The sequence below is a fragment of the Natronobacterium gregoryi SP2 genome, assembly GCF_000230715.2.
Classification (GTDB): domain Archaea; phylum Halobacteriota; class Halobacteria; order Halobacteriales; family Natrialbaceae; genus Natronobacterium; species Natronobacterium gregoryi.
Genome location: NC_019792.1, coordinates 787,976 through 800,551, shown reverse-complemented (window position 1 = coordinate 800,551; position 12,576 = coordinate 787,976). Strand labels below are relative to the sequence as shown.

General features: G+C 59.9%; 10 protein-coding genes. 2 read left to right on the top strand and 8 right to left on the bottom strand.

Annotated elements, in window-relative coordinates; translation table 11 throughout:
• Positions 1–22 precede the first annotated feature (22 nt).
• Entirely contained in the window at positions 23–1,936 is a 1,914-nt protein-coding gene (locus tag NATGR_RS03870) for an ABC transporter substrate-binding protein (protein WP_005581356.1), read from the bottom strand.
• 223 nt (positions 1,937–2,159) lie between these two features.
• On the bottom strand, positions 2,160–3,044 hold the full coding sequence (locus NATGR_RS03865; RefSeq protein WP_015233210.1) for an IS1595 family transposase: 885 nt from the start codon (positions 3,042–3,044) through the stop codon (positions 2,160–2,162).
• Positions 3,045–3,163: 119 nt separating this feature from the next.
• On the opposite strand from NATGR_RS03865, the gene NATGR_RS03860 reads away from it, so the two are divergent.
• Positions 3,164–3,727, top strand: coding sequence for a hypothetical protein (locus NATGR_RS03860; protein WP_005581359.1), 564 nt, complete (start codon positions 3,164–3,166; stop codon positions 3,725–3,727).
• A 10-nt stretch (positions 3,728–3,737) separates the two neighbouring features.
• Positions 3,738–4,139, top strand: a complete 402-nt coding sequence (locus NATGR_RS03855; RefSeq protein WP_005581361.1) for a hypothetical protein — start codon at positions 3,738–3,740, stop codon at positions 4,137–4,139.
• A 74-nt stretch (positions 4,140–4,213) separates the two neighbouring features.
• On the opposite strand, the gene NATGR_RS03850 is transcribed toward NATGR_RS03855, so the two are convergent.
• The 6 genes from NATGR_RS03850 to NATGR_RS03825 all read right to left on the bottom strand — a co-directional run bounded on the left by NATGR_RS03850 (position 4,214) and on the right by NATGR_RS03825 (position 11,746).
• Complete coding sequence (locus NATGR_RS03850) at positions 4,214–4,750, bottom strand: hypothetical protein (RefSeq protein ID WP_005581363.1); 537 nt, start codon at positions 4,748–4,750, stop codon at positions 4,214–4,216.
• Between the two features lie 281 nt (positions 4,751–5,031).
• On the bottom strand, positions 5,032–6,405 hold the full coding sequence (locus tag NATGR_RS03845) for an ABC transporter ATP-binding protein (protein ID WP_005581364.1): 1,374 nt from the start codon (positions 6,403–6,405) through the stop codon (positions 5,032–5,034).
• Entirely contained in the window at positions 6,398–7,732 is a 1,335-nt protein-coding gene (locus NATGR_RS03840; RefSeq protein ID WP_005581365.1) for an ABC transporter ATP-binding protein, read from the bottom strand. The genes NATGR_RS03845 and NATGR_RS03840 overlap by 8 nt, the downstream gene beginning before the upstream one ends.
• A complete protein-coding gene (locus tag NATGR_RS03835; protein ID WP_005581366.1) occupies positions 7,732–8,742 on the bottom strand; it encodes an ABC transporter permease in 1,011 nt (336 codons plus the stop codon). Before NATGR_RS03835 ends, NATGR_RS03840 begins: the two co-directional genes overlap by 1 nt.
• 9 nt (positions 8,743–8,751) lie before the next feature.
• Positions 8,752–9,708, bottom strand: coding sequence for an ABC transporter permease (locus NATGR_RS03830; protein ID WP_015233305.1), 957 nt, complete (start codon positions 9,706–9,708; stop codon positions 8,752–8,754).
• A 31-nt stretch (positions 9,709–9,739) separates the two neighbouring features.
• Complete coding sequence (locus NATGR_RS03825) at positions 9,740–11,746, bottom strand: ABC transporter substrate-binding protein (RefSeq protein ID WP_005581368.1); 2,007 nt, start codon at positions 11,744–11,746, stop codon at positions 9,740–9,742.
• Positions 11,747–12,576 lie beyond the last annotated feature (830 nt).

Genomic DNA, 12,576 nt, shown 5'->3' with positions numbered 1-12,576 from the left:
CCGAGTACATACGCGACGCTGCTTAGGCTTCCTCGAGCACGAACGTCTCGTTCTCTTCGAGAAGTTCGCGCGCTTGGACGATGTCCTCCTCGGTGATGTCGACGCCGTACTCGGTGGCGACGTCTTCGTCGTACCACTCGGACCAGGGCGGCTGATTCGAGTGCACAGGTTGTGCCCGCTCTCGGAGGATGTCGTCCGTGATCGTCTCCTTGTCGATCACGCGAGCCATCGCTTCGCGGCCGTCCCGTTCCCGACAGATGGGGCTGCCGTTAGATCGCTGGTTGAAAAACAGGAAGTTGACGTACGGCGACTGTTGGTCCTCGACGCGAATGTCGTCGTGGTCCTGCTCGAACTCGGCGACGTTGTCGCTCGGGAGCAACATACGGTCACCCTCGCCGGCACGGAACCGCTCGAGGCGGGTGGAGCGTTCGTCCTCGACGTCGAACTGGTAGGTCTCGAAGTACGGCGCGTCGGCCCACGCGTCGTCCATGACTTGGACGTTGCTGTCCGCGGTGTGCTCGCGCATGTAGTAGTCCTCGTTGCGGGTGGCCGTAAACGAGCCCGAGGCACCCGCGACCCAGTCGTCGAACGTGTACGGGCCGAGATTCCCCGTCCAGGTGAACTCGGTGACTTCGGTCGACTCGCGAAGCGCTTCCGCGTCCGGCGCGTACTCCTCGAACAGTTCCTGCGGGAGTATCTGTTCGCCCCAGATGACCGGGCGCAGCGAGAACGCCGGGTCCGGCTCGACGAGCTCGAGCTGGAACTCGAGTTCGCCGGTCTGTTCGACGTTCTCGACGACTTCGTAGTTGCCGAGGGCTTCACTCGGTGGGAACTCTTCGTCCCAGAGGTCGGCTGCATCGTCTGCGACACCGTGAACGTACTCGAGTTGGAACACCCAGTCTTCGGCCGTCATCTGACCGTAGGCGTTGCCGTCGGCGTCGGTCCCGAACTCGAGGTTGTCCCGAAGCGTACAGACCCACACCTGCGAGTCGCCCGCGTCCTCGATGTCGATGTGCAGCGGGACGATTTCGTTGTCGCCATCGATGGCGTACGATGCGTCGGTCAGCAGGTCGGTGCGCATCGCCGAGTTGTTGTCGTCCTGTTCCGGAAGGAAGGGTTCCGAGAGCGGGGTGGCGTCCAGTCGGACGAAGTCACCGCCGACCTCCTGTTCGCCGCGGTAGCGGTTGATCGTCCCGGGCGTGTAACCGTACTCGTAGAATTCGGGCTCGGTGTTGATATCTTGCAGGAACCCCTCGAAGTCGTAACTGGAGTACATGAAGTTGGCCGGCAGTTCGTGAGTTAGCGCCGCCGAAATCTCGTCCCAGATAGCTTGCCGTTCCTGCTCGTCGGTCACGTCGTCGAACTCCTCGTACAATCCGGCGAGGTCTTCCTCGGGGACGTAGCCGTAGGCGTTGAGCGGATCGTCCGCTCTCCAGAAGACACGAGTGTCGTACGGCGTTCGGGGGTAGGCGTTCGCCCCGATACCGTGGAGTAGGTCCCAGTCGTAGACCGTTCGGGTCTGGTCTGGCGGGCCCGCGTTGCGGCCGGCCCTCCATTCGAACTCGTCGGGGTCGGCGTCGTCTAGCGGTTCCGAGTGGAAATCTTCACCGAGGACCTCTGGACGGGCGTCTAGCTGGAGATCGACCCCGATCTGCTCTAGGTTGCGCTGGCACTCCGAGGCGATGTCTTCGGCCGTGCCGTCGCCCGAGTCGTAGATGATGGTCGGTTCGATACGGTTGCCGTCTGCGTCGTAGAGTTCGACGTCCGAGAGATCAGCTCCTGGATCGTCATCGTCGTCGCCGTTACCACCCCCCGCACAACCGGCAAGACCGGCTGCTGCACCCGCTCCAAGAAGAGCGAGCGCCTGTCGCCGGGACGTTCCGCGACCATGCCGTTTACTGGAATGTGAACCATGACGATTATTGGTGTATGGCATTACGTTACACGTTCCACATCGACATATTATAAAAATAACGACTGTCACTAATATTGAAATGTACACCACTGCGACAGCGAAGTTGCTATCGTCGACGAACACGGCGACGACGAACTCGAGGACACACCGACAACGGATCGTCGTCGGTCGCCCGCCGTCGCCACCACTCGACTCCCGGATCGAATGTCTTTTTATAGCGCTCTTGTGTAGCACTTTGTTGATCTCATAGCGTCGCTTTGATAGCGTGTTTGAGCGCTTCTCTCCCTGGTTTCCGCAGTAGCTTTCGTCGAAGTTGGAACGCTCGGAGATACTGTGTGAGCTTGTCTTTTGAGATGCCTCGATGAGGCGAGAGCCACGGTCGCAGCAGCGATCCGTGGCTCTCGCAGGTGTTGACGTGTACGTTTTCGTTGGCGTATTCGCCGTCGCCGTGGACGACGTATTCGCGGTCGAATGCGTCGTCCTCGGCCAGTGGATCGTAGGCACGAAATCCGTCAGTGTAGACGGTCAGTGGCTCCTTCTGACGGTTTTCGAGAAGGAGCCGAATCGTCGATTCGTCGGCTGATTTCGCTGGGATCACGTATCGGTCGCCGGTGCCACGATCGACGATCGTGAACACCGGCGGTTTGTCCTGCTCGTACGTTCCTCGCCCACGCGTGGACAGGCCACGCGAGCGCGACTCTTGGTCGCGCTCGCGGCCTTTCAGCCCTGCAGAAACGTAGACTTCATCGATTTCGACCGGTCCGACAAGGTCAAGCGAAGGTGCATCAAGCGCCTTCGTGAAGCGCTCGACGCGCTGATAGATCGTTTTGTACTGGACGTCGATCTCTATCTGAAGTTGACGAAGACTCGTGTTAAACCGGAGAAACGCGTAAATCGAGAACAGCCACTTTCTGAGTGCGACTTTCGAATGGGCGAAGATTGTGCCGGTCTTGTCGTTGAACGTGCGGTCGCAATTCTTACAGAGATAGCGCTGAAAGTGCCCATAGCTACCGTTCTTGACCGTCAGGTCAGAACGGCAGCGAGGGCAAGTAACACCGTTACGCCAGCGAACCTGCTCTAACAGGTCCGCTGCGACCGATTCCGACCCAAACACATCTAGCGGGATCATGCCTAACGGACACCGCTGACGCGGTGTCCTTGCTCTCTTCGATTCTACAGCGACAGCTGAGCAGTATCAACAATCTCCTACAGAAGAGCGTTTTATAGAATAGCCCGTATCGTGGTACCATGTCTGATGGATCGGCGGCCGAGCGGATAGAGTACCGGCGACGTAACGCGGTAGACCCCGAGGAGTTCCTCCTCGATATCGGCGTCGTCGAACCGACCGACGACGAGGAAAGCCTCAGATTTACGTCCGCGTTTGCCGACCGACTCGAGGACCAACTCGACCACGTTCGGGACGACGGCGTCGACGCGACCGACATCGCGACCATGTTCGACACCGACGAATCCGACGTCTCCGAACCGGACCGTGAGTATACGGCCTACAAGACGGGCTACATGGTCCGCAACTGGCCGTCGAAAAGCGCCCTTCAGGTCGACGTCGCGACGGACCGAGAACTGCGTGCGGAGACCGACCGCTGGGACGACGTTCCGGTCCGCCAGCGGTACCGGATGCTGCAGTCGCTACGGTCGTTCCTCGAAGCGTGTCCGTTCTGTGCGGGCCACATCTCGGCAAGCGACAGGACAGTCGAATCCTGCTGTGGCGACATGACCGTCTACGCAGTCACCTGTGACGACTGTGACCGCCGGTACCTCGAGTTCTCCGCCGACGCGATTTCGAACGCCTGACCTCGCCACGATGACGGGAACTGACTCCCTGGATCGGTTTCGTCGGCCGGAGTATACGGGCGACAGCCGCTGCGTTCCGTGTACGATCCTGAACGTCGGACTCGCCGTGGTCTTCTCCGTCGGTGTCGCGGCTGGCGTCCGCTACGGTGCCGGAACGACCGCAGCGGCGATTGCAGGCACGGCGACGCTCGCAACCTCACTGCTGGCGATCTACCTGCGAGGATATCTCGTTCCCCGGACGCCACAACTCACCGAAACCTACCTGCCAGAGCGCATCCGCCGGCGGTTCCACGACCGCCCGACCGGCGTCGACGACGGAGCAAACGTCGAACTCGCGATGAAAGGCATCGGAACGACACCAAGTGACGACGAGTCCGACGATCCAGGCGAAAACGAAAGCGGACGCGAATGAGCCACCACGCAACGTCGACTCGGACTCACTCGAGACACCCAGCAAAGCCCAACCCGGCTGAACCGGTCGGGTCCTTACTCGAGAATCCGGACGGTCGTCTCGTCAGCGAGGCCACTACGCTCTGGATCGCCGACGTTGATAGCCACACTGATCGTGTACTCGCCGGGTTCGGCCGGCTCCCACTCCCGGTCTGAGACGCGAAACAGTCCGGACCACGTCTTCTTGAACTGTCGCCGGTCGCCACGGTCGAAGTGTAGTTCACCCGTCCGCTCGGGCGGGTCCCTGGTCGGAACGTGAGACGCTTCAGTGATGTCGTCGACCGACCACGACCACAGTACTGGAGAGTTCGTCTGGATCGTGATCGGAACCGGCAACGTATTTCTCATCGTGACGGTAAACGGAATCGAATCATCGGCACGAAACTCCGTCGTCGGCGTCGATACGTCGACCGAGATCGCCCGCCGACGGAGCCAGTGTGGGATCAGGCGCTTGCTCCAGGCCGATCCGTTGATCGAACGCGCCGCTTGCGGCTTCGTCGTCGAATCGTGCTCGCTCGGCGAGAAAGGATCGTCGTCTCGAGTGAGTGCATCCGACTCGTAGATCCGACGCATTACCTACTGCAAGCGGCGGCAGCAACTAAATCCTTCCGCCGCAGATCCGCCGTCCACCGGCGAAGAGGTAACTGCGACCAGTCCGGCGGGGACCCAAAAATCACAGCAGCGACCGCATCAGACGGTTTGCTGTGAGTTATTTCCGGCGCGACCGCGCGCTCCTGCGGTCGCGCCGATACGTTGGTACAGCAGTCCGTCTCATACGGATTACTGTAACGATTTACCGGCGCAACCGCCGCCCGGGTCGCGGTTGTGCCGGAAATGACTTACAGTAAACCGTATCAGTCGTCGGCGATAGCGCTATCTCCTCTCCCGTCGCCACGGTCCAGCGTTGTCGTTTCATACTCGTCATCGTAGAGGAGACACGCGATTTCGTGTGTGTCAGACATCTCCGTGACCGGTGGGTCCGTCGTCTCACAGGGCGAGACGAACGCGTCCTCCAGCCTCGCCGTCGCTTCGGCAACGCCGTTCGCGTACAGTTCGTCTATCGACTGTTCGATGAGGGTCTCGGCGGAGGAATCGGCGACGGTCGCCGGAATCCCGAACTCGTCGCGGATCCGCGTACCGAACTCCTCGCGTGGCAGTCTCGTCACGTCCTCTTGTAGCGACTCCTCTGAGATAGTCAACAGGTCCTCGACCGACTCGGCGTCGCCACTCCTGAGTTTGAGACTCAGGAGCGACCGCCACGCCGACTGCTCTATATCGAACTCCTCAGGCGGAATCACGCGGGGACACCGAGTGTGGAACGGACAGCCAGAGGGGGGATCGATCGGCGACGGAACCTCCCCCTCGAGGAAGATTTTCTCGCCCTCCCAGAGCGGATCAGGTTCGGGGATCGCCGAAAGCAACGCTTCGGTGTAGGGGTGGTACGGCTCCGAGAACACGTCTTCGGTCGTCCCCACTTCCGCGAACTCACCGAGGTACATCACGGCGATCCGGTCGGAGATGTGCTCGACGACGCTCAAGTCGTGGGCGATGAAGATATACGAGAGGTCGAACTCCCTCTGAAGATCCTCCAAGAGATTCAGGATTTGTGCCTGGACGCTGACGTCGAGTGCGCTGACCGGTTCGTCACAGATGATAATTTCCGGGTCGACGGCGAGCGCCCGGGCGATACCGATACGCTGACGCTGCCCGCCGGAGAACTCGTGTGGATACCGGTACGCGTGACTCGCGTTCAGTCCAACGGTCTCGAGTAAGTCCTGAATTCGATCCGTTCGCTCCTGCCCGCTTGCGATGTCGTGGATGTCCAGCGGTTCGCCGATGATATCACCGACGGTGAGCCGCGGGTTCAGACTCGAGAACGGGTCCTGGAAGATGTACTGCAGGTCCGTTCGGAGATCCCGTAGTTCGGAACTCGAGAGCTCCGTCAACTCGATTTCGCGGACTGTCCCGTCGTCTTGCTCGTTCCGGTAGGTGATCGATCCGTCGGTCGGCTCGATAAGCCGCAGCATCGACCTGCCAAGCGTCGTCTTCCCACAACCGCTCTCGCCGACCACCCCGAGAGTTTCGCCCGGATAGAGCTCGAGATCGACGTCGTCGACTGCCTTGACCAGTTGCGATCGGCCAAGCAGGTTGTCGATGACACCACTATCCGTCTCGTAGTACTTCGAGAGGTTTTGCGTCCGTAGGATCGGCTCGTTCTCGCTACTCATGTTGGTCACCGGATACGGGTTCGTTCATGCGACGTTCGTCTTCGACGGTGACGGTGTATCCGACACCCTCGTCGAGATCGTCAGTGTACTCGAGACACTTCGCCGATCGATCGACCGATTCCGAGTCGAACTCGACCATTCGCGGCTCTTTCTGTTTGCACGCCTCCTCGGCGTACGGACACCGGGGATGGAAACTGCAGCCAGACGGCGTCTCGATCAGATCCGGCATCGCTCCAGGAATCGTCTGTAGCCGCTCGCGGTCGTCACCGATGCGTGGGATCGAGCTCATCAGACCGACCGTGTAGGGATGTTTCGGGTCGTAGTACAACTCTTCGACCGGTGCCTTCTCGACGGGCTGGCCTGCGTACATCACCATCACCCGATCACAGAGCTCGGCGACGACACCGAGGTCGTGCGTGATGAGTTGGACTGCCGTGTCGAACTCGTCGGTAAGCTCCTCGAGAAGGTCGAGGATCTTCGCTTCGGTCGTCACGTCAAGCGCCGTCGTCGGTTCGTCCGCGATGATGACGTCGGGATCACACGAAAGCGCCATCGCAATCACGGCTCGCTGTTGCATCCCACCGGAGAACTCGTGTGGATAGTCGGTGTATCGGCTCTCTGCGTCCGGGATACCGACCCTGTCAAGCAGTTCGATCGCTCGCTGTTTTGCCTCCTCGTCGTCGTAATCGAGGTGGTGTCTGATCGCCTCCGCGATCTGTTCACCGACAGTGTAGACGGGGTTGAGCGCAGTCTGGGCGTCCTGGAAGATCATCGAGACGTTGTTGCCACGGAGGGTTCGGACTGCCTCCTCCGGTGCACGGAGCAGGTCGATGTACTGCTCGTCACCGTCGTACACGATGAACGCTTCTTCGTCGATCAATCCAAGGTCGGTCGCGTGACCCCGATCGATCAGGTCGCGGACATCCAGTTTGCCTGCAGCGAGCACGTCTTCGACGTCGTCGTGACGCGGGTTATCGGTTAGTTCGGTCGCTGGTATGTCGGCCTCTTCGAACCGCGAGACCAGTTTTTCGCGATTGTACTCGTCACGAAGGTCTTCGACGTCGACGACGTGGCCGGGATACGACTCCTCGAGTCGAGTTACGGTGTCGGGATCGGCAAAGCGGATCGAGCCACTTTCGATCTCACCGGGGCTCTCGATCAGACGCAACAACGAGAGCGCCGTTACGCTCTTTCCGGCACCGCTCTCGCCGACGACCCCGAACTTCTCTCCGCGGTCGATCGTGTAAGAGAGCCCGTCGACTGCCGTCACGACGCCTTCCGACGTGTAGAACTTGACTGTCAGGTTTTCGACCTCGAGTAGTGCCATTAGCCACCACCTCCGATGTCGTCGACCTGGGTGTCAAGTGCGTCGTTGATGACGTCACCAATCATGTTCATCGACATGACGAACAGGAAGATCATCAGTCCTGGGAAGACGGTCGCCCACCAGTACCAGCTGCCGCCGTCACCGGTCGCCAGCGTATCCCGTTCACCGTCGAGAATCGTCCCCCACTCCGGCGTGCCGGGATCGAACCCGATCCCGAGGAACCCGAGTGCGGCGACGCCGATAACGACAGTCCCGACGCTGAGCGTCGCCTGGACGATCACCGGTGCGATGGCGTTGGGAATGATGTGTCGGAACAGTACCGACTGATCCCGTGCACCGAGTGCCTTCGCGGCCAGGACGTACTCGTTTTGTTTCACCTTCAGAATCTCACCGCGAATGATGCGTGCGTACGACGCCCAGCCGACCAAGACGAAGGCACCGACCAGCGGCCAGAAACCGCCGCCGAACAGGGCGACGAGGATCAGCGCCAACACGAGTGCAGGGAACGCGAAGACGAGGTCGAGAAAGCGCATGAGAACGCTGTCGACCCAGCCGCCGAAGTAACCCGAAACGCTCCCGTAGATCACGCCAAACGTCGACGCGAGTGCGGTAACGACGAGCCCGATCGAGATACTGTACCTCCCACCGACCATCACTCTGGAGAACAGGTCCCGACCCAGTCGGTCGGTCCCCATGTAGTGTGAGAGCGAGGGGGCCTCGTGACGGCCGCCCACTGCCGTCGCGGTTGGATCGTACGGCGCTAGCGAAAACGGTTGCACCGTCACCCCCGAGACTGTGATGGGGCGTGCGAGAAACGCAGTGACCGCCATCACGACGACGACCGTGATCCCGATCAGCGCCAGTCTGTCCCGGACCAGACGGTTCGCAATTCGACGCCACATGCTCTGTGGTTCGACGTACTCCTCTTCCCGGGCTGTATCCGGCTCCCGCTCCTCGAGATGGTCGGTCTCGAATCCCGTAATCCGTATTCGTCCTCGTTCTGTTGACATAGATATCGATTAATATTCGTCTCTGATTCGTGGGTCGAGTAGTCCGTACACGATGTCGGCCAGCAGGTTCGCGAGCACGATGACGACTCCCGTCAGCAGCGTAATGATCAGGATGAGATTGATCTCCCTGAGTTGGATCGCCTGTATCAGCTCTCTGCCGAGGCCTGGCCAGCCGAACACCACCTCGACGACGACGGAGCCGGAGACGAGACTCGCAGTCAGGAACGCGGCGACCGTCGTGACCGAGATGAGCGAGTTTCGCAGTACGTGCTTGAGGTAGACGGTCCGTTTGGGAAGTCCTTTCGCCCGTGCGGCCGTCACGTACTCTTTGTTGATTTCTTCGGCCATCGACGTCCGCATGATACGCATCAGGTTCGCCGACGCTGCCGTCCCGATCGTTATACCAGGAAGGATTAACCACCAGAGCATCTCTCTGGAGAGCAATCCGGTCTGGGGGTCGAGCGTCGGGAACCAGTCGAGGTAGACGGCGAACAGAGCCATCAGCATCAGACCGAGCCAGAAGTTCGGAATCGAGATGCCGGAAAGCGCGAAGACGCGGCTGACATCGTCGCCGAGCTGGTCTTTGTTGATAGCGGCGTAGATCCCACCCGGAATGGCGATCAGAATTGCGAACACCCAGCCAAATGCCGCCAGGAGAAGCGTTTCGGGTAAGCGTGCTCGAACGATCGCACTGGCGTCGCGACTGGAAGAGTACACTTCCCCGAAGTCACCGGTCAGGACGCCTTGCATCCAGTCGAGATACTGGGCCCAGATCGGTTCGTGGAGGCCGTACTCCTGGCGGAGTCGAGCGGCTTCCCCTGGCTGCACGTTTGGATTTGCCGCGATCATGTGGTCTACCACGTCTCCGGGCGCGAGTTGCATAAGCCCGAACGTTATTATCGAAACACCGATCAGTACCGGTACGGACGCTAGTATTCGTCTCAGAATGAATTTTTGCAAACTCATGCCTTGGAAATATGTTAGATTGAGGGCCGGATTACCGATCTAGGTACGTGATCTGCTGGTCGGCCGGGTTGTAGAGCGCGTACCGCAGAATCGCCTGCGTCTGTGGGTGGACGTTGAATCCGACGACGTCGTTGCTTACGGTCCCCGTGTTCAGCGAGTAGTCGACGATCACGTTCGCACTTAGATCCGCGACCTCCGGCCAGAACTCGTCGTAGGCCTGGCGACGGGTGTCTGGATCCTCTGCCACGTCGACGCCGAATCGGCAACTCTCCATCTGCTCGATGAACTCCTCCGGAAGCGCCCCTTCCGGGAAGAAGAAGTTACAGCAGCCGTTGTGCATCCGCGGATGGTGAAGCACCTGGTGGAACCCGTGCGGGTCGGGCGTTCCTGCGAGGCCGATGACGGCAGCTGCGTTTCGTTCGGCACTGTCGTGCCGTGCACCGTCCTCGTACAGTTCTGCCGTCCAGTCTCCGAGAGCAGCCGGCGTCTCGAGTTCGGCATCGAACAGCCCGCTTTCGTTGAGCTGGTCGACGACGAGTTCCATCTTGTCGATGCGTTCTTCGTCGTCGGAGTTCGTCTCGACCGTGACTTCGACCGGCCGCTCGAGGCCTGCTTCCTCGAGGAGTGCTTCGGCTTCCTCCGGATCGGGCTCGACGTTGTACGCCCAGTCCTGGGACTCCAGGTCCTCGTAGTCCATAGCGGTACCCATGCCGCTTGCTGGTTCCGGAATCGGGGCACGAGCCGGGTCACCCCAGCCTTGCTCGACGAGGTCGACGATCTGCTGGCGTGGAATGAGCGCACTCACTGCCTGGCGGACCTCCCGCTGGGCAAAGGCACCACCCTCGTCGGTGTCCTCGACTGGGAACTGCATGAACTTGAACCCGAACGCCGGATTCGCGGAGACGGCAAAGCTCTCGGACGAGTGGAAGTTGTTCCGGGCTTCGGAGGGAAGCTCGTAGGCGATGTCGACGTCGCCGTCCTCGAGAGCGTTACTCCGGCCGGCGCTGTCGTCGACGAACCGGATGTTGATCTCTTCGATCGCGGGTCGCTCCGGGAAGTCTTCCGGTCCGTCGTACCACGGAATGTTCTCGAGGCCGACCTCTTCGACCCAGTAGTTGTCGGTGCGCTCGAGGAGGAGACGCGAGCCTTCCTCGAACTCCGCAATCTCGTACGGGCCGGTCCCGACCGGGACCATGTCCCCGTCGTCTCGTGGATCCAGATCGCCAGCTGGCACGTCGAAGTGCTCCGACGGGAAGATGTACGGTGGGAGTTCGAGATACGCGGCGGCGTCGGCCTCCTGAGCGTAGAGTTCGAACGTGTAGCCGTCGTCGCCGTCGGGTGCCGTAGCGTGGAGGAAACTGTCGAACCACTGGCCCTCGTTGACGGAGCCGACGAAACGATCGTACGAGCGGACGACGTTCTCTGCGGTCACCTCCTCGCCGTTGTGGAACTCGATGCCTTCGTGCAGTCGGCCCTCGAGTCTGATCCCGAACGTACCGTCTTCGACGGCGTCGGCAGCCTCGTCGCGGGTCAGCACGCGCATCGGCTCGCCTTCTTCCGGTTCGTCGTCCGGATGCTGCATTATGACGAGGTTGTTTTCGTCGAGGTCGAACGATGGAACTCCGTCTTCGACGCTTTCGGGTTCCATCTCGACCATGTACTCCGCGTAATCCTCGACGCTGACGTCGTTGGCTTCGGCGGGCTCGTACTCTTCTGCCATCCACAGATGGGTTTCGCCGGTACTGTCGGCCGTCGTCAACCCGTCGTACACGGTGTCGAAGACGACCGAGTCCTCTGCGGCGGAACTGTCGGCCCAGTCGTAGTCGTCGATGCTGTCTCGCGGGAGGGCGAACTCGAGTCGGCCTCCTTCCTGAATAGCGTCGATATCGACTTCGTTTCGCTCGAGTGCGTCGTCGACGTCGACGTCTGCTTCACCGTTTTCACCATTGAGGCAGCCTGCGAGGCCAACTGCACCGGTAGCGGCGATTCCTTGAAGAATTCGTCGTCGGTTGAGATTTGATATGTTATTGCTTGCCATGTTTTTGTCCGTTTGACCAGGTGAATGTCCTTCCCCTGTTAGACGTGTCTCTGAACGGAGAGAGCCAGGATCACCGTGGGTAATCCAGCTTTTCCCGTCGTCGGCCTCCGTTCATGCGACACTATAACAACCTTATCTGAGTGAAGCCATAAATAAGTTAGTATTTCCTTGCCGCTTGTATCCATGTAGACAAAGAAAATTAAACATATACTTGTTCTAAAAATATACAATCGTCAAATTCTCCTATTTGCTTCGGCTGTACGTCTGCCTGAACTTTCTTATAAAGTGAAAGGCAGTAATACATCTATATTACTAGCAGCGTCGTCGATTCACGGCGGCAAAACCGATAGCAATCGCCTGGTTACAGTCTCCATTCGACGGCGAGACGCCACCCTCGGAGGCGTTGAAAGAGTTACATACTGATTACGACACCATCGTTCACCGGGTATCCACCGACGACCGGTGACGACTAGTACTGTCCCAAGTGTGGACCGACTAGTTGAGAGTTGGCCCAAACCGATCACGATTCTCGATCAGAAGTGGAGTGCACTAGTCAGAGTAGACTTGGGACGATACTAGTACTCCGCCAAGCGTCGACTGATGAGTGAAACCAGACGACTGCATTCGGTTTCACTCATCTGTTCAGGCTTGCCAAAGCACTAGTGACGGGCCAAGCCTGCACTGATGGGTCGAATCTGGCGGTGTGGCTCGATTCGACCCGTCAGTCGACGGTGGCACGGTACATGACTGACAGCAAACCGTATGATAGGCCGAACCGGCCGGGACGACCGATGTCGTCCCAGTAATACAGTTGGTCCACCACAGCTCGA